Here is a 21,623-nt window from a genome sequence, read left to right on the forward strand (position 1 = left end):
GCAGCGCGGCGCGTGCAGCGCGGCGCGTGCAGCGCGGCGCGTGCAGCGCGGCGCGTGCAGCGCGGCGCGTGCAGCGCGGCGCGTGCAGCGCGGCGCGTGGGGTGGGTAGACGCGACGCGTGGGGCGCGGGGCGTGGGTGGTGGGCGCGGAGGGTGAGGCTGCGGGAGCGACGGTATGGAGCGCGGCGGGCGTCGCGGTAGCTCAATAGCTCCTGGAACAGATCGGTCAGGGGCGTTCCCACTCGAGCTTGACCACGACGGACGCCTCGCCCGTCGCCTTGGCCAGGATCGTCGTCAGGCCCGTCGTCTCGACGCCCAGCTTGAGCCCGAACTCGACGCCGTAGCGGCGCGGCGGGTCGGGCAGCGCCTCGGCCAGCGACTCGGACAGGAACTGGCTGATCCGCGTGATGTCGCCGCGGATGTCGTCGAAACGCAGGCGCCGCCGGCTCGCGTCGCCGCCGGAGGATGTCGTGGTCACCTCGGCGAGGATCGCGGTGCCGTCGGGTAGTTCAATGGGGACGGTCCTGGTGTGCTGAGGCGAAGTATGCGGCACCTGGTCGGGCATGCCAGGACTATCGCATGTCCGACCTGGACGGAGAAGGGCGGTCGATGGCACTGCAGGCGTCTTCGATGGCCGATGTCGTCCGTGACTCCACCGTGTCGCTGTGGGACGGCGAGGATTTTCTCGGCAGCGGGTTCTTCATCGAGCCGCACCTGATCGTCACCTGCGCGCACGTCGTGTGGGACTGTGCCGACCGGGTCGGTGTGCGGTGGCGCGAGCACCGGTTCGCCGGCGATGTCGTGGTCCGCGAGCCGGCGGCCCGCGGCGACGGGAGGTTCTACCCGCATCCGGACATCGCGTTCGTCCGGGCGCCGGCCGCGCCGGACCATCCGGTCGCGCGGTTGGCCGGTGACCTCACGATCCCTCCCGAACTGTCCGCGTACGGGTTCAGCGCGGAAACGCCGGACGCCGGTGTCGCGCGGGACACGGCCGGCCTGGAAGTCGTCGGGCGCAGCGGCCAGTTCCTGCGGCTCAAGGGCGACGAGATCGTCGACGGCATGAGCGGGGCGCCGGCGCTCGACGTGCGCACCGGCCTCGTGTACGGGGTCATCAAGGGCTCCCGCGACTACGGTGGCCCGCGCGGCGGGTGGATCGTGCAGGCGACCGACGTGGCGCTGGTGCGGGCCAGCCACGCCCGGGTGCTCGGGCCGCGCGTCGAGCCGGTGGCGCCCCGCATCCGGCCCGGACGGGGCAGCCCGCTGCACGACCTGCTCGTCGCGCAGTGCCGCGCGGCCGAACGGCTGCCGTACCGGCTGGTCGACGGCCCGGCTCCCCCGCTGTCCACCGTCTACGTGCGGCAGCGGGCCGCACCCCGGTACGCCGCGCCGGGGCGGGACGCGCCCGTGCGCTCGGTCGCCGACGTGCTGCGCCGCCACCGGCACACGCTGGTCGTCGGCGGCCCGGGCGCGGGCAAGTCGGCGCTGGTGCAGCACATCGTCGCGGAGACCGCCGGCTGGTGGCTCGACCCGCATGGCGAGACGCCCGCGCCGTACGGGCCGGCGCTGGCACTGCGGGTACCGGCGGCCGCGATGCTGGGCCGCCAGCCGTGGCTGGAGTTGCTCGCGGGCGCGGTCGAACGGGACCTGTCCGACTACCTCGACCGCGGCGTCGACCCCGAGACCCTCGACCCGGCCGCGATGCCGGGAGTCGAGTGGCTGCTGCTGGTGGACGGGCTCGACGAGGTGTACGACCGCGACCAGCGGCAGCGGCTGATCGACGTACTGGGAAACCGGGTGGCCGAGTACGGCTCGTCGTGGCGGTTCCTGGTGACGACCCGCCCCCTGTTCGGCCAGGAGCTGGCGGGGCTCGGGGCGCACCTGCCCGACCCGTCGGCGGGGTCGCGGTTCGGCGACTACGAGCTGCGCCTGTTCGACCGGCCGGGGCTGCGGCGCTTCGCGCGGGCGTGGTTCACGGCGCGTACGCCGCGCGGCTGGCAGCGCAACGCGGCCGCTTACCTCGACGAGATCGACGTGCGCCGGCTGGATCCGCTGGTGCGGGTGCCACTGCTCGCGACGATCGCCGCTGTGGTGTTCGAGGACCGTCCACAAGGGCCGCTGCCGATGAGCCGCACCGGCCTGTACGAGCGGTTCGTCACCAACCTCGTCTACGCCCGCCAGCGCCGCGAGAATCTGCGTCGCGTCCTCACCGACCAGCTTTCCGTGTACGGGCCGAGCGCCGGCCGCCTCGTCGACGTGCTGTTCGACGGCACCGAGCGGCTGCTGGAAGACGTGGCCCATCACCGGCTGGAGGCGGACGAGCGGGTCACCACCATCGCCCTCGCCGAGGACTGGCTCCGCCGCCAGGACGCGGCTGTCGCCGGAGTACCGGAGCTGTCCCGGCACCTGCGCACGATGCTGCAGGGCACCGGCCTGCTGACCGTCGCGGGCGACGACCTGCGCTTCATCCACCGGGGCTTCGCGGAGTACCTGGCCGCCGGTTACAGCGTCCGCACCGGCTGGAGCGCACGCGACTGGCTGCGGCGGGTGCGTCGGGACGGCATCACGAACCTCGACATGTTCCGCCTCATCCGGTGGGCCGACGCGGGCAACGACGCGGAACCCGTGCTGCGCCGGCTGCTGCGGGTCCGGCTGGCCCGCCGCCCGCCGTTCGTCCGGCGCCCGAACCTGCTGGAGTTCTGCGCGGTCCTGCGGGACGGCCTGCCGCTGCCCGAGGGGGCGGCGGCGCGGCTGGCCACGGCCGGCTTCGCCGCGGTACGGCGGTTGCGGGTCGTCGACGAGTCGGCGCTGCCCGCCCTGACGTACGCCCTACGGTCGCTGCACGCGCGGTCGACAGGGTCGGAGCACCTCCTCCGGCTGGCCCGCGACGGGCGCGCCGCGCCGGTCAAGCGCATCGCCGCCGCCCGGGCCCTGATCCTCACCGGGATCGAGGGCGATCACCGGGCGGCTGTCGGCGCCCTCGACGCGCTCCTCACCAGCAGCGGTCCCGACGACGCCGGCGGGCTGTGGGCCGCGTACACGATCGCGTCCGTGGGCGACGCCGGCGCGCGCCAGCGGGCCACCGACCACCTCACCTGGGCGGTGGCGGCCGCCCGCGACGCGGAGAGCCGGGTGCGGGCCGCGGTTTTCCTGACCGAGCTCGGCCACGGCAGCACCGTCGACCGTCAACTGCTCATCCAGGCGGTCAACCCGACCCGCACCCCGGCCCAGGGCCTGGAGTCCGTCGAGGCGCTGCGGCTGGTCGGCCCCGCCGGCCGCGGGGCACCGGTCACGGAACGCATCGCGGACGTACGCCAGCATCTGCGCGCCACGGCGCTGTCGCTCGTCGCGGTGCCCGAGAGGGCCACCCCGGAGGCGCTCGTCGTCGACGACCTCACCGGGCTCTCCGAAGGGGCGGCGCGGTTGGCCGCCCACGACCCGACGGCGGCCGGCCGCATCCTCGCCGCTGCCCTCGCCGAGGGCGGCATCACCGCCGGGGACGGCATCTACCTCGCCGAAATCCTCCGCGACGATCACCACGACGCGACCGCCGACATGATCGCTGGCGCCGTCGCGTCGCGGGCGCCGGCAACGTCGGTCCTATCCACGCCGGAACTGGCCGTACGTGCGGCGGACAGCACCGAAATCCCCAACGATCGACTGGTGGCGATCAGTTACCTCCGGGACGAGGAGCCCGACGCGGCGGGCTGGCTGGAGATGGCCTGGCACGCCGACCCGGTGGTGCCGCTGCTCGCGAAGGTCGCGGAGGCGCTCGCGCTCGCCCGCGAGCACGGCCGCTACGACCTTGCCTTCGACCGCCTGCACGGATACGCGCGCGACCAGGGCCTGCGACGCCGCCAGCGCCTCGTCGCGTGGCTCGGCTCGGTCGCCCTCGAACTCGACGAGCTCACCTTCCGGCTCGGCCTGCCCACCGGTCCGGTGTGGAGGGACAACGCCGCGGAGCAGGAGCTGCTGACCGAGCGCTATCGCTGGCTGCGCGCGGGTGGCAGTACCGAGGAGGCGCTCGCGCGGGCCGCGGAGGCCGCGGCGTCGGCGGACGTGGCGGAGGCGATCCGCGGCGCACTGTCCCCTGTGGATGAAACACCGGCGCCGGCGCCGGGCGCCGACCTCGCCGCCGCGCGCGCCGCGATGACCGCCCGCGCCGAGTCGCTTCGCATCGTCGTACCGGCCGGGCAGGCCAATCCAGATTGGACAGACAGCGGCCTGGCTGCCAGCATCGGCGAGGCCGCGGCGGCGAAAGCAGACGCGGTACTCGTCGAGGTGCTGGCCGATGACCGGGTCGCCACCCGGGAGGAGCAGCGACTCGCCCGCGCGAGCGCCACCCGCTCCTGTCCCTGGTTCGCCCGGCTGGTCCGCGAGGTGTACGACCACGAGGGCCCCGAACGCGCCGCCCGGCTGGCCCTCGCCGTCGCACTGCGGGACGTGGCCGACCAGTACCCGAAACGCCGCCGGATCCGGCTCCCGTCCAGCCAGTCCTGGCACGCGATGCGGGTCGCCGTGCGGCGGACGGCGTGGAGCTTCGGGCTGGCCATGCTCGCGCTCTACGCCGCGACCTTCGTCGGCGCCGCCGTCCCGCTGCTCGACGATCCCGGCGTGCTTACCGCGGCGGGCGTCGCCCGGATCGCCGAGGTACAGGCCCAGATCGCGCTGCCGGCCCTGGTCGTGATGGGTTGCCTGATCCTGCTACCGCGCCGCCTCTCCACCACCGCACGCCGTGCCCGGCTTTCCATCTGGGCGGCCGGCGCGCTCGCCGCGTATCTGAGCGATGTGGACGGTGGTGTGCTGCGCCCGCCGCCGTGGCCCGGTGTCGAGGATTTCCTGCGCGGCACCGGTGAGCTGCTGGTGGGGTTCCTGCCCGCCGGGCCCCAGCCGGCGCTGGTGCTCGCGGCGGCCGGCCTCGCCACCGCCATCGCGACCGCGCACCTGCCGTTCCGGCTCCCGGCGGCACGGCGCCGCTCGCCGCTGCGCGCCGCCGTCAAGACGGCGGCGATCGCCGCCACGGCGTGGTGGTCGCTCTCCCTGACCCTCGGCGACCTGAGCGCGGCGGCGAACGCGATCCTCGACGCCATCGCCGCCACCGGCCTGCCCTGATCGCGCGGGCCTGGCAAGATGGCCGGGTGGGAGATACCGCAGCGTCACTGCTCCGCGACGCCCGCAAGGTGGTGGTGTTCACCGGTGCCGGCATCTCGGCGGAGAGTGGCGTGCCGACGTTCCGCGACGCTCTCACGGGGCTGTGGGCGCGCTTCGACGCCGAGACGCTGGCGACGCCACGCGCCTTCCGCGACGATCCCGCCCTGGTGTGGGGCTGGTACGAGTGGCGGCGCGGCCAGGTCCGGCGGACCCGGCCGAACGCCGGGCACGAGGCGGTCGCGGCGATCGAGGCCCGCGCGCCGCACTGCACGCTGGTCACGCAGAACGTCGACGACCTGCACGAGCGGGCCGGCTCGGCCGCGCCGGTGCACCTGCACGGCAGCCTCTTCGCGCCGCGCTGCTCGTTCTGCGGCCTACCGGCGTCCTTTGTAGACGATCTGCCGGCTGACGGCAGCCACAAGGTAGAGCCGCCGATGTGCGAGCGGTGCGGGTCGGCGGTACGGCCGGGTGTGGTGTGGTTCGGTGAGGCACTGCCGGAGGTGGCGCTGGCGGCCGCGGTCGAGGCGGCGTCAGCGTGCGACCTGCTGCTGAGCGTCGGCACGTCGGCCATGGTGTACCCGGCGGCCGAGATTCCCCAGGTCGCGGCCCGCCTCGGCGCCACCGTGATCCAGGTGAACCCGCGGGAGACGCCGCTGGACGCGATCGCCGACGTCAACCTGCGCGGTCCCGCCGCGACGGTGCTGCCCGAGCTGGTTCGCGCCGCCTGGGGGCCCGAGTGAAGCCCAGCGTGGCGAAGAGGTCGAAGTGGCGCCGGCGGCTGCTCTGGCTCGCCATCGTGGCGGCCGCGGCGACGCTCGCCGCCAGCTCGCCGTGGCTGTGGACGGAGATCTCCGCGTACGACCACGTCTACGGCGAGTCCGACGCGCCCACCGCCGAGGTCGCCATCGTCCTGGGCACCGAGGTGCTGCCCGACGGCCAACCCAGCACACGCCTCGCGGGCCGGCTGCAGACCGCGGCCGAGCTGGTACACAGTGGACGGGCGCGGGTCATCCTCGTGTCCGGTGACGGTGGCGGCGTTTCCGGCGACGAACCCGCGGCGATGACCCGGTACCTGACCGGTCTCGGGATCGACGCGCGGCGCGTCGTGTCCGACCCGTACGGCCTCGACACCTACGACAGTTGCGTGCGCGCCCGCGACGTGTACGGCGTCGACCGGGCCCTGATCGTCACGCAGTCCTACCACCTGTCGCGCGCCGTGACGCTCTGCCGCCACCTCGACGTCGACGCCGACGGCGTGGCCGCCCGCTGCGACGGCTGCGGCACCGCCCTGCTCGCGGAGAAGGCTGTGCGCGACTACCTCGCCTGCGGCAAGGCGGCCTGGGACGCGGTGCGGGGCCGGCCGCCGGCCGTCGACTCCCCCGAAAGCTCGGCGGTGACCGACGCCCTCAAGCTCAGCTAGCGACCACACCGTACGCCGTCCGCGAACACAGCCCGGGAGCGGCCGTTCACCGCCTAGGTTTGGGCCCATGCGAAAGGTGATCACCAACGAGGGCCGGGTTCTCGCCGTCGAGGAGTGGGGCGTACCGGACGGCACGCCGGTGTTCTACGCGCACGGCACGCCAATGAGCCGGCTGGCGCGGTACCCGGACGGCCGGTTGTTCGACGACCTCGGCGTGCGGCTGATCACGTACGACCGGCCCGGGTTCGGCGCGTCCGACCCGCACCCCGGACGGCGGGTGGTCGACGCCGCCGGCGACATCGCCGCGATCGCTGACGCATGTGGCGTGGACCGGTTTCCCCTCTTCGGGGTGTCCGGCGGCGGGCCGCACGCGCTCGCATTCGCAGCCCAGTACCCCGACCGTGTCACCCGGGTCGCCACGCTGGCGTGCCCCGCGCCGGCCGACGCCGACGGCCTGGACTGGACCGCCGGCATGATGCCCGGCAACCGGGAGAGCGCCGCGGCGGCCAAGCTCGGCCGGGAGGCGCTGGCGTCCCACATCGCGACCGCCGGCTCGGGCAGCCTCGCCACCCTGCTCCCCGCGGCCGAGCAGGCGGTGCTCGCCCGGCCGGAGGTGAGCGGCATGCTCGCGGCCGCGTACGCCGAGGCGATCCGCCCGGGGCTCGACGGCTGGATCGACGACGAGCTGGCGCTCTACGCGCTGCCGTGGGGTTTCGACCCGGCCACCGTGGCGGCGCCGGCACGGGTGTGGCACGGCGACCTCGACACCGTCATACCGGTTGCGCACGCGGTGTGGCTCGCCGGCCGGATGCCCACCGCGACCCTGATCCGCGGCGCCGAGTCGGCACACGCCGGCCACTTCGACGCCACCCCCGACATCCTCCGCTGGCTCCTTCGCGGTTAGGGGCTGTCCTAGACGCCGTGCTCCTCGGCCTGTTCGCGGGCGTAGATGCGCAGCAGGTCGTTGAGGGCGTACCGGCCCGGCGTGGTCTCCACCATCAGGTGCATGTCGGTCAGCTCGGTGAAGCGCTGGCGCGCGTGGCGCACCGGCATGCCCGCCAGGCTGGCGGCGGTCAGCAGCGACACCTCGGGCCCGGGTTGGAGGCCCGCCAGCCGGAACAGGCGGGTGGCCTCGCGGCTCACCGCCCGGTACGAGCGGGAGAAGGCGGCGCGCACGCTCGACGCCTCGTCGCCGTCGTCGAGCAGGTCGAGCCGGCTGCGCGGGTCGCGCAGCCCGGAGGTCAGCGCGGCGACGGGCGGCTCCGGGCCGGTCGCCAGTCGGGCCGCCGCGATCGCCAGCGCCAGCGGCAGGCCGGCGCACCACCGGACGATCTCGTCGACCGCGACGAGATCGTGGCGGATGCCGAGCAGCCGTATCCGGTTCTGCAGCAACTCGCGCGCCTCCGGGGCGGGCATCAACCCGAGCGGCACCGGCTGCGCGCCGCCGGAGACCACCAGGCCGTTCAGGCGGTTCCGGCTCGTGACGACAACGAAGCCACCGGGACCGGAGGTGAGCAGCGGCCGTACCTGTTCGGCGCTGCGGGCGTTGTCGAGCACGACGAGCAGTCGCTTGCCCGCCGTAAGCGACCGGTACATCGCCGCCCGATCGTCCACATCGGCCGGTATGTTGCGGAGGGCGACGCCGAGCCCGACCAGGAACCCCTGGATCGCCTGGTGCGGCGTGACGGGCTCCGCGTGCGAGTCGAAGCCGCGCAGGTCACAGTACAGCTGGCCGTCGGGAAAGTCGGCCGCTGTCCGCTGCGCCCACCGGAGCACCAGCGTGGTCTTTCCCACGCCGGCGATACCGGTCACGACGGCGACGCCCGATCCCCGCTCCACCCGCCGGTTGACAAGCAACTTGTCCAATGTGTCCAGTGTGGTGCGACGGCCGGCGAAGCCCGGCAGTTCGGGTGGCAGTTGCCGGGGCACGACGGGAAACGGGATATGCCACTGTGGACCGTTCGTCGGCTTTCCCGCAAGCAGGCGGGCATAGAGCGCCCGCAGTTCGAGGCTCGGGTCGATGCCGAGCTCCTCGGCGATCCGCGCGCGCACGGTCTCGTACCGGCGCAGGGCCTCCGCCGGGCGACCGCGGCCGTCCAGCAGCTTCATCAGCCGCACCCACAACGACTCCCGCAGCGGGTACTGGCCGGTGAGCGCCTCCAGCTCCGCGATGAGGGGTTCCGCCGCCACGCCACCGCGGATGTCGATGTCGATGCGGCGCTCCCGCGCGGCCAGGTACCGCTCCAGCAGCCGGGGGCGCTCCGCCTCCCGCAGCCAGCTCGACTCCTCACCGTCGAACGGTTCGCCCCGCCACAGCGTCAGCGCCTGCACGAGCAGGTCTCGCTCGGCCGCCGGGTCGGGCGCGCACGTGGCGGCGTCGAGCAGCCGCTCGAACCGCAGGGCGTCGACGTCGTCCGGGTCGGCGTGCAGCAGCCACCCAGCCCGGACGGTCTCGATGCTCCGCCCACCAACCGCCTGGCGCAGCCGCGCCGCGTACGTCTGGAGGCTGCGACGCGGATCGGCGGGCAGCTCGTCGGCCCACACGATCCGCGTCAGCTGGTCGACCGACACGGCCCGGCCCGCCGACATGGCAAGCCCGACCAGCAGTGTGCGCAACCGGCCGGTGGTCAGTCGCACCGGCCGGCCGTCGACCCCTACGCGCAACGGCCCCAGAACATTCAACGTCAATGTCGACACGCAGGAATCGAAACATGTTGCCGTTCCCTTGTCTGCGATCGTCAAGATCATGATCGGATTCCGTTGCTGTTTCCCGCAAGCCGCTACCAGCAGTGCCCGCACGCCGGACTGGGATCACTGTCGGCATCGGGAACGATGAGGTCGACCCACTGCTTCCTGACGTACGGATCGTCCGTGGGCAGCGGGGTCACGACCATCGGTGATCCCGACTGGGTCGTCGATGGCTTCTGATATCGCACGACCTTGACGCAAGCCAGGCGCACCGAGGCGTCGGTGACAACGCACAGCGCGAAGGTCCCGGCTCCGGCGTGGGTGTCCTTCGCGACAGAGAACGCGGTTGGCGCTGTCGCCGCGTACGACCGCATCGTGCTCTGGTACATCCCGGCGGATTCGGCGCCTTCGTAGTAGTGGGCGATGCCGAAACTGGCGCCCTTACCGGTGTCGGCGCAGTCGACCCGGCCCTGCAGCCCGAGACCGCTGTCGGCGACAACCGTGGTGTCGATGGCGCCCGAGAAGCACTCAGCCGTCACCCACTTGATGTCGGCAAGCGCTGGAGTGGCGGTCACCGCCATCGTCGCGGCGGCGATCAGCGCCACCGCCCCCCGTAGACCCCAACGACTCATCGCTCTCCTCATCTCTCGCTACCTAATCCCTCGCTACCAAATCCCTCGTTACCAGCAGTGACCGCAGACGGGGCGCTCCGACCCGTCCCACGGAACGACGCGGACCGGCCGGTCCACCATCGGGTCGTCCGTCTTGATGGGGAACGCGTAGAGCTTGCGGTCCCAGTCCTCGCGCGTGAGCCGGACACATCCGATGCGGACGTCGTAGTCGGTCACCACGCACAGGGCGAAGTCCACCGGGCCGTACTCGACGTATTTCGAGATGGAGAACGGCGATGGCGCGGTGTACGCGTACGCGCGCATGTAAGGCTCGTACACGAGGCCGTTGTAGGTCCGGCTGTCGTACCGGGCGAACCCGAACCTGGCCTTGCCCGACGCCCCGCAGTCGAGGCTGCCGCTCAGCGCGACCTGGGCGAGGTCGTAGGTTTCCTGCACCACCTGCGTCTCGTCGAGCGTCCCGGTGAGACACTCGACGCGCTCCCAGACCGGCTCCTCGGCCACGGCCGGAGTCGCGGTCACCGCGACCGCCGCCGCGGTGGCGAGCGCTACGACGGCTTTCACAAACCAGCGGTTCATGCGTCCCGCCCTTCAATCTCATCTACTGTGGACAGTCCTGGCGGTATCGCCGCGTGCAGCGCACCGAGGGCGAGACCGAGCTGGAACCGGTTCTCCACACCGAGCCGGTCCATCAACGCCCGCAACGCGTAGGTCACCGAGCGGGTCGACATGCCGAGGCGTTCGGCGGCGCTGGCGTCGGTGTGCCCCTCGGCCAGTAATGTGACCAGCGCCTTCTCCCGTGGGGTAAGCACGAGCCGGGGTACTCCGTTCTTGCGTGGGTCTATCGCGCCACTCCAGTGGCGGAGGAACAATGCGACGAGCGAGGCGACCGCGGCCGGGTCGACGACCTCCCACGTGCCGCGACTCAGGTCGAGCGGATCGACCGCCAGCAAGGCCACCCGCCGGTCGAAGATCATTAGTTTGTGCGGCAGCTCGGCCGTCTCCCGGTACTCGCCGCCGAGGCGGGCGAAATCGGCCGTGTGCTGCGTCGACCGGTCACCGTCCGCGGGCGGGCGGCCCAGCGACAGCAGGCGTACGCCGCGCCTCAGTGCGGCGGCGTCGAGCGGAGACGCGACGGCGCGCGTCTCGGCGCTGATGATCCGCTCCGGGTTCATCGCCATCTGCTCGGCGCGCTCGGTCGGCGCGAGCTCGGCGACCCGGCGCCGGGTGCTGTCGCGGTCGGGAAGGCGGCGCGCCGCGAAGGGCGGGTAGGAAGGCCCGGCCGCGCGGTTGGTGGGCGCCACGCCGGAGCGCCGCAGCGCACGCCGCCGCAGCGACATGACCGCGTCGTCCACCGCCACCGCCCGCCATGTTGCCGCCTCCAGACCGTATGCCGGCTCCCGGGCCACCTGGACGAGCGCGGCTTCCATCAGCTCGTCCAGCGCCACCCGCACTCTTCGCACCACCAGGCCGAGGTCTGCCGCCACCTCGCCGGCCCGCCGCGGGCCGAACGTCGCCAGACACCGGTACACCAGATCGGCGTCGGCGGTGACGCCCCAGCGCACCAGCGACGGCACGGACTTACCTACGGCCAGCACCCCCGTACTGCTGCCTGCCACGCACGACCTCCCCCATCACGGCCGGACCTGGAATGCAGCGATCCAAACACAGCCGCGGAGCGAAGTCTCCCTTCCGCAAGATCATCGGCGACTTCTTTGCGGTATTACGCAATGCCCGCGCTCACCCGCCGCCCAGCCAAGCCGCGGTCGGATGGGCGCTACGCGGGTATTCCAGCAGGTGACGTCTTCAGATCGGCTTCACCGCGATACGGCTGGCAGGGGCGGTCGAGGCGGGCGCGTGACACGCTCCTCCACACTGGGCGCATGACTGGCAGTCTTCTCGCCGCGGACGCCGACACCTGGGGCATCTCCGGGCCGACCTTCCTCACCGCGTTCGTCGCGGTCGCCGCCGGCCTGGTGGCCGTCGCGCTCCTGTACCGCCGCACCCTCTACATCGGCGCGGACGAGGGCGTCACGCTCGCCGGCGACCTCACCGCCGAGCAGGTCGCCTACCTGCAGGGCGGCGACAAGCTCGCGATGTGGGCCGCCGTGGGGCGCCTGCGGTCGGTTGAGTCGATCACGGTGACCGCCCGGGGCAAGCTGGCCACCACCGGGACCCCGCCGCCGTCCCCCACGCCGCTGGAGTGGGCCGTGCACCAGGCCGCCTCCCAGGGTGCGCGCCCGCGCGAGCTGCCCGTCCAGCCCGAGGTGGCGAGCGCGCTGCACCGGCTCCGCGATGAGCTGGAGCGGACCGGCCTCGCGCTACCCGAAGAGGCGCGCACCCGCGCCCGGGTGGTGCCGGTGGTGATGCTCGGCCTGCTGGCCCTCGGTGTCGTCCGCCTGTTCGCCGGGCTGGCGAACGACCGCCCCGTACTGCTGCTCGTGGCGGTGCTCGCGGTCCTCACACCGGTCACGCTGGTGCTGCTGCGGGTACCGCGCACGGGCAAGGCCGCCGCGGCGGCCCTCGAGCACCTCCGCGTCCGCCACAAGCACCTGGCGCCGATCAACCAGCCCGCCTACGCCACGTACGGCGCCGCCGCGCTCGCGATGGGCGTGGCGCTCTACGGCACCGCCACGCTCTGGCACGCCGACCCGGCGTTCGCGCAGGAGGCCGAGATCGAGGAGCAGTACGCCGCCGCCGGCGGCGGCTACTACCCCGGCGGCGCCACCGCTGGCGGCGATGGCGGCGGCAGCAGCGGTGGCGACGGCGGAGGCGGTGGATGCGGCGGCGGAGGCTGCGGAGGCGGCTGCGGCGGCTAGCCCCCGTGAGCGCTAGCCCTCATGATCAGGGCGTCCCTCAAGTCGCCCTAACGCCTTCAGGGACGCCCTGATCACGGAGGGGCACCGGCAGAAGCAGGTCCGACCGGTATCACAGCCGCCCAGCGGCGCTCTGTCCTTAGACGAGCGCCGACATTGGGCGGTCGGTGACAACGGAGGTGTGCCATGCCGGCTGATGAGGACAAGCGGCTCAGCCGCGAGGCGGCCGCGGCGGCGCCGCTGCTGACCGACTTCCGGGCCCAACTCGACCAGCGGTCACTGTCGGACAAGGAGCGCGAGGTGGTGGCCCGGCAGGCCGCCCGGCTCGTCGACGACGTGTACGTGCACCAGTGGCAGAAGCGTGCCATGTACGGGATCGACCCCAGCCAGCGGCTGCGGCTGCTGCGACGGCGGCTCGGGCAGCTGTCCGAGGCGGAGTTCCACAACGAGCTCCAGCGGATCTTCACGGACCTGCGCGACCTGCACACCCTCTACGTGCTGCCGCGCCCGTACGTGGGCAAGCTCGCCACCGTCGGCATGCTGATCGAGCAGTGCTGGGACGGCGGCGAGCCCCGCTGGCTTGTCTCGCACGTGCGGCCCGACCTGGTCGGCGACCCGAAGCTGGTACGCGGCGCCGAGATCACCCACTGGAACGGGGCGCCGATCGCGGTCGCCGTCGCCCGCAACGCCGAGAAGGAGGGCGGCAGCAACCCGCCCGCGCGGCTGGCCCGCGGCCGGGAGCGGATGACGCAGCGGTCCCTGGCCGTCTCGCAGGTGCCCGACGAGGACTGGGTCGACGTGCGGTACTCGGTCGGCGGCGAGATCCACGAGACCCGCATCCCGTGGCGGATCGTCAGCGTCAACGACGAGATCACCCCGACCGACGGCGAGGCGGTGGCGACGGTGGACGCCGGTGCCGAGGCCGCGCCCACGACCGGCGTCGCCGCGAACGTGCTCGCCATGGACCTGCGCACCGAGGTGGTCCGGCAGGTGAAGAGGGCGCTGTTCGCGCCGCCCGACATCGAGGCCGCCGAGCCCACCCTGATCCCCAACCACCGGCCCGACGGCGAGCTGAAGGCGCGCACGATCACGACGGCGCACGGCACGTTCGGGCACCTGCGGCTGTACACGTTCCACATGGAGGACCAGGACTACAACGGGTTCCTCGCCGAGATCCGCCGGCTGCTCGCGCTCATGCCGCGCGACGGGCTCATCCTCGACGTGCGCGGCAACGGCGGCGGCTACGTGTACGCGGCGGAGGCGCTGATGCAGTACTTCACGCCGAGGATCGTGCGCCCGGAGCCGTTCCAGTTCGTCAACACCGAGGCCACCGCCGCGCTGTCCACCGCGGTGGAGTGGCTGGCGCCGTGGAACGCGTCGATCGGTGAGGCCATCGAGACCGGCGCGCAGTACTCCACCGCGATCCCGTTCTTCACCGAAGACGAGGTCAACGACGTGGGGCAGCTCTACCACGGCCCGGTGGTACTGGTGACCGACGCGCTCTGCTACAGCGCCACCGACATCTTCGCCGCCGGCTTCCAGGACAACGAGATCGGCCCGGTACTGGGCGTCGAGGGCAACACCGGCGCCGGCGGCGCGACCGTGTGGGAGCACTCCGACCTGGTCAACCGCTGGCCGGGCGGTCCGTTCACGGCGCTGCCGAGGGGCGCGCGGCTGCGGGTGTCGCTGCTGCGCACGCTGCGGGTCGGCGCCCACGCCGGGCAGCCGCTCGAAGACCTGGGCGTACTGCCCAACGAGCTGCACCAGCTCACCCGGCGCGACCTGCTGGAGGGCAACGCCGACCTGTTCGACGCGGCCGGGGCGCTGCTGGCCAAGCGCACCCCGCGCCAGCTCGACGTCGAGGCGCGACCGATGGGTTCGCTGATCGAGCTGGCGGTCACCACCGCCAACCTGTCCAGCCTGGACTGCTATGTGGACGGTCGGCCGGTCAAGTCGGTCGCGGTTCCCGACGGGCGGCGCACGGTCACGGTGCCCGCCGGCGAGCACGTCCGCCTGGAGGGCTTCGACGGCACCACGCTCGCGGCGGCGCGCACCCTCCGCTTCGCCATGGCCTGACCCCCACCCGTGATCAGGGCGTCCCTCAAGTCGTTAGAGCGACTTGAGGGACGCCCTGATCACTACGGGGTCGTCATCCGTCGCGGCGCGTCGTGCGAACCCGTCACAGTGAGCGAGTGAGCTGTCGCCTCAAGGCGCCGCGCGATCGAGCGAACTTTCAGACACTGAGCGGGGCAGGACGCTTCGACGCATTGACATATGCTCGTGAGGTCCGCCCGGCCACCGTGCCGCTGGAGGGTCGAGATGACCAACGATCCACACCCCGAAGACCTGCTCGGGGCGTACGCGGTGGACGCCTGCGCCGCCACCGAGGTGGCCACCGTCGCCGAACACACCGCCGACTGCCCGCAGTGCGCGGCGGAAGGCACCCGGCTCGCCGAGGCCGCGCACTGGCTGGGGGTGCTGACCGCTCGACGGCCGCCCGCCGCCCTGCGCACCCGGGTGCTCGAAGCCGCACGCGCGGCACGCCCGGCCCGCGAGCCCGAGGTCGGGCGGCTGCTCGATCCGTACGCCCGGCAGGTGGCCGCCTTCGATCGGCTGCTCGCGGGGCTGGAGCCCGGCCAGTGGCGGCTCGCCACCGCCAAGTACGACAACGTGGGCGAGCTGGTCACCCATCTGACAGCCAGCGACGGCCTGGTGGCCGACGACCTCGGGGTCCCGGCCCGGTCCACATCGGAGCCGCAGGTCCGACGGCGCTGGCGGGCCCAGGCCGACGCCCTGCTGCGCGAGGTCGCCAGCGGCGGCCCGCGCCTGCTGGAGCGGCAGGTGCGGCTGGTCGGCAAGGCGCCGATGCGGCGGCCGCTGCGCGAGGCGCTCGTGCAGCGCACCTTCGAGACCTGGATCCACGCCGACGACCTGCGCACCTCGCTGCGCCTGCCCACCGAGCCACCCCGGCCCGACCAGTTGGCCGGCATCGCCGGTTTCGCGCTCGCGCTGCTGCCGGGCGCGATCGACGCCGCCGGGCGCGGCCGGGCGGGTCAGGTGCGGCTCGTCCTGACCGGCCCCGGCGGCACGGAGCACCTGGTCGAGCTGTCGGCCCTGGGGCCGGCGGCGCCTGGACTGCCCACCCACCTCCCCGACCACGGCCCGACGGAGTCGCCGCGCGGCGCGAAGGAAGGCGCCGCCTCTGAGGCCTCAGGGCCCGCGCTCGCGGAGCGAGTGCCAGTTGGCAGAGCGGTGGGCGATTCCGGGCCACCGGAGGGTGCCGTGGCGGAGGTCGTCGTGCCTCTGGTGAGGTTCTGCCGGCTGCTGGCCGGCCGGGTCAGCGTGCTGGAGTCGGGCGCCGAGATTCGTGGCGATGCGGGCGCCGCCACCGACTTCCTCGAGGTCGCCGCGACGTTGGGGTGTGACTGAGGTGCTCGGGGGCGTCGACGACAACGACGTACGGCTGCGCGACGCGCTCACCGGAGGCTGCGAAGAGGCCCTGGCCGAGGTCTACGACACCCACTCGCCGACGGTCTTCGGGCTCGCGCTGCGCCTGACCGGTGACCGCGGCGCGGCCGAAGACATCGCCCAGGAGGTGTTCGTCGAGCTGTGGATGCGCCCGGAGCGATACGATCCGCGGCGCACCCGGCTCCGCAGCTGGCTCTGCATGATCACCCGACGTCGCGCCATCGACTGGCTGCGGCGCCGCCGCACGCAGGAGCACTACGCTCCGGTACTGGCCGAGCCGGCCGCCGCGGCGGGAATCGAAGACGACGTGCTGACCGCCAGCCTGGCCGCCCAGGTGCGCACGGCCGTCGACGAACTGCCCTCCCAGCACCGCCAGGCGATCCTGCTGGCGTACTACCAGGGGCTGACCTACCAGCAGGTGGCGCGCGCCCTCAACATCCCCGAGGGCACGGCGAAGTCCCGCTTACGCAGCGGCTTACGCAGGCTGGCCGACGCGTTGGCGGCGGCCGGCTTCGACGACCTGGCGGTGGCGAAACACACCGACTAACGCCCGTGATCAGGGCGTCCCTCACGTCGCCCTAACGACTTGAGGGACGCCCTGATCACGAAGGAGCTTGGCGGTTGGCGGGCTCGTCGGAGCTGGCGCGCAGGGAGCCGGCGTGGGCGCGGGCGGTCGGGTCGCGGCGGACCTTGACGAGGCTCGCCACGGTGGTCACGGTGAGCACGACGCCGATGACGATCAGGGAGACGTTGGTGCTGACCTCGGGCACCGAGTCGCTGATGTCCTTGTGCGCCCAGTGCAGCACCAGCTTGACGCCGATGAACGCGAGGATCAGCGCCAGCCCCGTCGACAGGTACACCAGGCGGTCCAGCAGGCCGCTGACCAGGAAGTACAGGGCACGCAGGCCGAGCAGGGCGAAGGCGTTGGCGGTGAAGACGAGGTATGGCTCCTCGGTCACCCCGAAGACCGCCGGGATCGAGTCGAGCGCGAAGAGCAGGTCGGTGCTGCCGATCGCGATCAGCACCACGAACAGCGGGGTGACCGCGCGCCGCCCGTCGAGCCGGGTCACGAGCTTGCCGCCCTCGTACCCCTCGGTGATCGGCAGGAACCGGCGGGTGGCCCGGATCATCACGTTGTCGCCGACGTCGGGGTCCTGGTCGCGGTGCCGGAAGAGCTGGATCGCCGTGATGATCAGCAGGGCGCCGAAGACCAGGAACATGAACGTGAACAGGTTCAGCAGCGCGGCGCCCACCGCGATGAAGATCGCCCGCATGACCAGCGCCAGGATGATGCCGAACGTGAGCACCTTGTGCTGGTGCTCGGCCGGCACCGCGAACGTCGTCATGATGATCACGAAGACGAAGAGGTTGTCGACGGACAGGCTCTTCTCGACCAGGTAGCCGGCGAAGTACTGGGTGCCGAACTCGCCACCGTGCTGGGCGTACACCACCAGGCCGAAGGCGATCGCCACCGCGATGTAGAACACCGACCAGGCGACGGCCTCTTTGAAGCCGACCGCGTGCGGGCGGACCGCCGCGAGGACCAGGTCGACGGCCAGCAACGCCAGAATGAGCACAATGGTGATCAGCCACGCTGCCAGGCCGACATCCACGTCCCGATCATACATAGATCAGCGGGAAGTGAGTCCTGACCAGGCAACGGACAGGCCGGTGGCCTGGCGGTCGGTGCGGATCTCCAGCATGCTGCCGAGGATCGTGGCGCGGTCGGCGACCACGGCTCCGCCGTCCAGCGCGTACGTGATCCGGTCGCTGACGAACACCGGGGTGCCCGCCGGCTCGCCCAGGTGCCGCGCGGCCGCCTCGTCGAGGGCCTCCGGCCGCACGGTCTCCGCCGCCCGGGCCACCGCCACGCCCGCGTCGGCGAGCGCCCCGTACAGCGAGACCGCCTCGAAGTCGCGCTCGCGGATCGCGGCGGCGTGCGGAGCCGGTACCCAGGACACCTGATGCACGGCGGGCCGGCCGGCGAACGCGCGGAGCCTTTCCAGACGCAACGCCGTGTCTCCTGACCGGACGCGCAGTTGGGCAGCGACCCGCGCCGGGAGCTTGCGCACCGACCGCCCGAGCACCGTGGTGCGCACCTCGTGCCCCTGGTCGCGCAGGTCGTCGGCCAGGCTGCGCAGGGAGCCGAGCCGGTACGCCAGGTGTGGCGGCGACACGAACGTGCCCTTGCCGGGCTGCTGGACGATGAGCCGGTCGTCGCTGAGCTGCCGCAGTGCCTGCCGCAGCGTCATGAGCGTGACCCCGTACGCGGCGCTGAGCTCGCGCTGTGCGGGCAGCGCCTCACCGGGGGCGTACTCCCCCGACCGGATCTTCGCGGCGAGGTCGGCGGCGATGGCCCGGTACCTCGCCTCGGTGGGCCCTTCGCGGGTCACTCACGCTCCCTGGTCGATGGCTCGCCGCATTGTAGCCAGGTAGCCGCCCACCTCCTCCGGTCCCGCGCCGTCGAGGACGCGCCGCACGAGGGCCGCCCCGACGATCACACCGTCGGCCGCCCGGCTGGCCCGCGCGGCGTGCTCGGGCGTCGTGATGCCGAAACCGTGCAGGACGGGGCGGTCGGTAACCGCTTTCAGCCGCTCGACCAGGGCCGCCGACGCGGCATCCACTTCGCGCCGCTCACCGGTCGTGCCCATCAGCGAGACCGCGTACACGAAGCCGCGGCTGCGCTCGGCGATCTGGGCGAGCCGCGGTGCCGGGGTGACCACCGACGCGAGCAGCGCCAGCTCGATGCCGGCCGCCTCGGCCGCGGCGATCAGCTCGCCGGCCTCGTCCAGCGGCAGGTCGGGCACGATCAGTCCGGCGAACCCGGCGTCCCGCAGCGCGGCGCAGAACCGCTCGGGCCCGTCGTGCGCGACGAGGTTGTAGTAGGTGCTCGCCACGAGCGGCACACCGAAATCCAGCCCCGTCACGTCGGCGAGGATCCCGCGCGCGGTGGTGCCGCGCGCGAGTGCGGCGTCGCTCGCCTCCTGGATCGTCGGCCCGTCGAGCGTCGGGTCGGAGAACGGCAACCCCACCTCGATCGCGTCCGCGCCGGCCGCGACGAACGCCCGCAGGTACTCGACCCAGTCGTCCGTCAGACCGCCCGTGGTGTACGGCATCAGAAGCTTGCGCCCCGCGGCGCGAAACCCGGCTTCCATCACAGCAGTTCCATCAGGGTCGAGATGTCCTTGTCACCGCGGCCGGAGAGGGTGAGCAGCACGCTCGCGCCGGGTGGCAGCTCGCCGCTGGCGGCCGCGCGGATCACCCACGCGACCGCGTGCGCCGACTCCAGTGCCGGGACGATTCCCTCGGTACGGGCCAGCCGCACCGCCGCCTCGACGACCTCGCCGTCTTCGACCGTGACGTACCGGGCGCGGCCCAGGTCGCGAAGGTGTGCGTGCTCGGGGCCGACGCCCGGGTAGTCCAGGCCGGGTGCGATCGAGTGCGCCTCGGTGACCTGCCCGTCGCCGTCCTGCAGGAACGAAGACCGGAACCCGTGCAGCACGCCCTCACGCCCGCGCGCGGCACCGGCACCCCCGGCGGCCTCGACGCCGACCAGGCGCGCCGGCGTGCCGACGAACCCGGCGAACGTGCCGGCCGCGTTCGAACCGCCGCCGACGCAGGCGACCACGAAGTCGGGCACACCGGCGGGCAGCTCCGCCGCGCACTGCCCGCGCGCCTCGTCGCCGATGACCCGCTGGAGCTCGCGGACCATGTACGGGTACGGGTGCGGGCCGATCACCGAGCCGACGCAGTAGTACGCCTCGTCGACCACGCCGACCCAGTGCCGCATCGCCTGGCTGGTGGCGTCCTTGAGCGTGCGGCTGCCGCTGCGCACGGGCACCACCTCGGCACCGAGCACCCGCATCCGGAACACGTTCGGCGCCTGCCGCTCCATGTCCTTCTCGCCCATGAACACGGTCGCTTCGAGGCCCAGCAGCGCGGCGGCGGTGGCGGTGGCGACGCCGTGCATCCCGGCGCCGGTCTCGGCGATCAGCCGGGTGCGCCCCATGCGGCTGGCCAGCAGCGCCTGACCGAGCACATTGTTGATCTTGTGGGAGCCGGTGTGCGCCAGGTCTTCCCGCTTGAGCAGCAGGTCGATACCCAGCTCGGCCGAGAGCCGCCACGCCGGGGTCAGCGGCGTCGGCCGCCCGACGTGCAGGGCCAGCAGGTTGGCGAGGCTCCGCCGGAACCCCGCGTCGGCCCACGCCTCCTGGAACGCGGCAGCCACCTCGTCGCACGCCGCGACCAGCGGCTCCGGCACGTACCGCCCACCGTGGTCACCGAAGCGACCGCGCGGGCCCGGGTCGGCCATCACGCCACCCCGCGCCCGGGGTAGCACCTCTGTTATAGAACTCATGCAAGAGTTCTATAACAGTTGACGGCTCATCGCAACACCGATGCGCGCCTTGATGCAGGTTCGATGAACGCCACTGCGCATGCTGAGCGCATCGCACGCCCGCCTCAGAGGAGTCGCCATGACAGAACGACCGACACGGCCTCGCCGCACCCGCCGGCTCGCGCTCGGGGTCACCGCGGTACTGCTCGCGCTGTTCGCGGTACCGGTTGCCGCCACCAACGCGTACGCGGTGACAAGGTGCGATGCCACCTACCGCGTGGTGGCGTTCTGGCCGCCACCGCCCACCAACACCGCCGGTTTCCAGGCCGAGATCACGGTGACCAACAGCGGCTCGGTCAAGACCACCGGCTGGCGGATCGAGCTGACCATGCCGGTCGGCTTCATCACGGTCACCTCGTACTGGAACGCGACGAAGGTGCCGCCCAGGCCGGCCGACTTCGAGAACATGTCACACAACGGCGTGCTCAACCCGGGAGGCTCGACGAGCTTCGGATTCATCGCCGTCAACGTCGCCGGGTCGAAGCGAACGCCCAACCAGTTCTTCTGCACCGCCTACAGCCTCGAAAACACCTGACCGGTCTTTCGGCGCCCCGCACCGCGTTGACGGCGGCTGCGACGATGGGCCGAGGCGGACGGGGAGGACACTGTGGACGACGGCGACGGACTCGGCTGCCTCGGCATCATCGCCAGCCTGTCCGCGCTCGTCTTCATCGCGGTGTCCTTTCCCACCTGGCGCCGCGGGTTGGTGAGCCTCGGTCTGGGCGATACCGCTTCGTGGTGGCTGGGGATCATCGGCGCCATCATCTTCGCCGCACTGACCATCGGCTTCCTGCGGCTGGCACACCTCCAGCTCGCCGGTGAGGTCGGCGGCGCGCTCATGCTGGCGGTCTGGCTGGGGTACGGCCTGATCGCTCTCGGATACGGGCTCGTGTTCCGGGCCGGCCATCCACCCGCGTGGCTCCTCGACCCGCCCCTACTCGTGGAGCTGCTCCTCGACCACCCGCCACGCTGGATGCTGATCACCGAAAGGGTGATCGAAGGCGTCATCGGGTCGTTCCTCTGCCTGGCGACCATCGGGCGCCGGCTGCGATAGGAAAC

Annotated in this window: 19 protein-coding genes; 10 read left to right on the forward strand and 9 right to left on the reverse strand. The window is 72.7% G+C overall.

Annotated elements, in window-relative coordinates:
- Positions 1–225: 225 nt before the first annotated feature.
- Positions 226–564 (reverse strand): CU044_2847 family protein, encoded by a 339-nt coding sequence (locus QMG73_RS35555; RefSeq protein WP_281903215.1) that lies wholly within the window; start codon positions 562–564, stop codon positions 226–228.
- 14 nt (positions 565–578) lie between these two features.
- On the opposite strand from QMG73_RS35555, the gene QMG73_RS35560 reads away from it, so the two are divergent.
- The 4 genes from QMG73_RS35560 (at position 579) to QMG73_RS35575 (ending at position 7,471) form a co-directional block, all read left to right on the forward strand.
- Complete coding sequence (locus QMG73_RS35560; RefSeq protein ID WP_281903217.1) at positions 579–5,108, forward strand: serine protease; 4,530 nt, start codon at positions 579–581, stop codon at positions 5,106–5,108.
- Between the two features lie 26 nt (positions 5,109–5,134).
- The gene (locus tag QMG73_RS35565; RefSeq protein WP_281903219.1) at positions 5,135–5,887 is read left to right on the forward strand and encodes an SIR2 family NAD-dependent protein deacylase; all 753 of its coding nucleotides are present in this window, start codon (positions 5,135–5,137) and stop codon (positions 5,885–5,887) included.
- Positions 5,888–5,895: 8 nt separating this feature from the next.
- A complete protein-coding gene (locus QMG73_RS35570) occupies positions 5,896–6,567 on the forward strand; it encodes a SanA/YdcF family protein (RefSeq protein ID WP_281903222.1) in 672 nt (223 codons plus the stop codon).
- Positions 6,568–6,634: 67 nt separating this feature from the next.
- A complete protein-coding gene (locus tag QMG73_RS35575; RefSeq protein WP_281903223.1) occupies positions 6,635–7,471 on the forward strand; it encodes an alpha/beta fold hydrolase in 837 nt (278 codons plus the stop codon).
- A gap of 8 nt (positions 7,472–7,479) precedes the next feature.
- Here the strand turns inward: QMG73_RS35575 and QMG73_RS35580 are convergent, their stop codons facing one another.
- The 4 genes from QMG73_RS35580 to QMG73_RS35595 form a co-directional block, all read right to left on the reverse strand.
- On the reverse strand, positions 7,480–9,264 hold the full coding sequence (locus QMG73_RS35580; RefSeq protein ID WP_281903224.1) for an AfsR/SARP family transcriptional regulator: 1,785 nt from the start codon (positions 9,262–9,264) through the stop codon (positions 7,480–7,482).
- An 83-nt stretch (positions 9,265–9,347) separates the two neighbouring features.
- Positions 9,348–9,887 carry a hypothetical protein gene (locus QMG73_RS35585; protein WP_281903226.1) on the reverse strand — a complete coding sequence of 180 codons (540 nt, stop codon included), beginning with the start codon at positions 9,885–9,887 and terminating at the stop codon, positions 9,348–9,350.
- 48 nt (positions 9,888–9,935) lie between these two features.
- Complete coding sequence (locus QMG73_RS35590; RefSeq protein WP_281903228.1) at positions 9,936–10,463, reverse strand: hypothetical protein; 528 nt, start codon at positions 10,461–10,463, stop codon at positions 9,936–9,938.
- Complete coding sequence (locus QMG73_RS35595; RefSeq protein ID WP_281903231.1) at positions 10,460–11,503, reverse strand: helix-turn-helix transcriptional regulator; 1,044 nt, start codon at positions 11,501–11,503, stop codon at positions 10,460–10,462. Before QMG73_RS35595 ends, QMG73_RS35590 begins: the two co-directional genes overlap by 4 nt.
- Before the next feature lie 264 nt (positions 11,504–11,767).
- On the opposite strand from QMG73_RS35595, the gene QMG73_RS35600 reads away from it, so the two are divergent.
- From QMG73_RS35600 to QMG73_RS35615, 4 genes are all read left to right on the forward strand, one after another.
- On the forward strand, positions 11,768–12,703 hold the full coding sequence (locus tag QMG73_RS35600; protein ID WP_281903234.1) for a TIGR04222 domain-containing membrane protein: 936 nt from the start codon (positions 11,768–11,770) through the stop codon (positions 12,701–12,703).
- 183 nt (positions 12,704–12,886) lie between these two features.
- The gene (locus QMG73_RS35605; RefSeq protein WP_281903237.1) at positions 12,887–14,776 is read left to right on the forward strand and encodes a S41 family peptidase; all 1,890 of its coding nucleotides are present in this window, start codon (positions 12,887–12,889) and stop codon (positions 14,774–14,776) included.
- A gap of 243 nt (positions 14,777–15,019) precedes the next feature.
- On the forward strand, positions 15,020–16,129 hold the full coding sequence (locus QMG73_RS35610; RefSeq protein ID WP_281903240.1) for a maleylpyruvate isomerase N-terminal domain-containing protein: 1,110 nt from the start codon (positions 15,020–15,022) through the stop codon (positions 16,127–16,129).
- Positions 16,122–16,715 (forward strand): RNA polymerase sigma factor, encoded by a 594-nt coding sequence (locus tag QMG73_RS35615; protein ID WP_281903242.1) that lies wholly within the window; start codon positions 16,122–16,124, stop codon positions 16,713–16,715. The genes QMG73_RS35610 and QMG73_RS35615 overlap by 8 nt, the downstream gene beginning before the upstream one ends.
- Positions 16,716–16,770: 55 nt before the next feature.
- On the opposite strand, the gene QMG73_RS35620 is transcribed toward QMG73_RS35615, so the two are convergent.
- From QMG73_RS35620 to trpB, 4 genes are read right to left on the reverse strand one after another with little or no spacing between them, the layout of a single operon-like run.
- Complete coding sequence (locus tag QMG73_RS35620; protein ID WP_407676900.1) at positions 16,771–17,796, reverse strand: TerC family protein; 1,026 nt, start codon at positions 17,794–17,796, stop codon at positions 16,771–16,773.
- A 3-nt stretch (positions 17,797–17,799) separates the two neighbouring features.
- Positions 17,800–18,561 (reverse strand): GntR family transcriptional regulator, encoded by a 762-nt coding sequence (locus QMG73_RS35625; protein WP_281903246.1) that lies wholly within the window; start codon positions 18,559–18,561, stop codon positions 17,800–17,802.
- Positions 18,562–19,323: a tryptophan synthase subunit alpha gene (gene trpA, locus QMG73_RS35630; RefSeq protein WP_281903248.1), complete on the reverse strand. Its 762-nt coding sequence runs from the start codon at positions 19,321–19,323 to the stop codon at positions 18,562–18,564. It abuts the gene before it with no gap.
- The gene (gene trpB / locus QMG73_RS35635) at positions 19,323–20,525 is read right to left on the reverse strand and encodes a tryptophan synthase subunit beta (protein ID WP_407676901.1); all 1,203 of its coding nucleotides are present in this window, start codon (positions 20,523–20,525) and stop codon (positions 19,323–19,325) included. The genes trpA and trpB overlap by 1 nt, the downstream gene beginning before the upstream one ends.
- A gap of 118 nt (positions 20,526–20,643) precedes the next feature.
- Between trpB and QMG73_RS35640 the strand changes: the two genes are divergently transcribed.
- Both QMG73_RS35640 and QMG73_RS35645 read left to right on the forward strand, forming a co-directional pair.
- Entirely contained in the window at positions 20,644–21,099 is a 456-nt protein-coding gene (locus QMG73_RS35640; protein WP_281903250.1) for a cellulose binding domain-containing protein, read from the forward strand.
- Between the two features lie 72 nt (positions 21,100–21,171).
- A complete protein-coding gene (locus QMG73_RS35645) occupies positions 21,172–21,618 on the forward strand; it encodes a hypothetical protein (protein ID WP_281903253.1) in 447 nt (148 codons plus the stop codon).
- The last annotated feature ends 5 nt before the right edge of the window (positions 21,619–21,623 follow it).

It is taken from the genome of Phytohabitans aurantiacus, assembly GCF_027923225.1.
Lineage (GTDB): Bacteria > Actinomycetota > Actinomycetes > Mycobacteriales > Micromonosporaceae > Phytohabitans > Phytohabitans aurantiacus.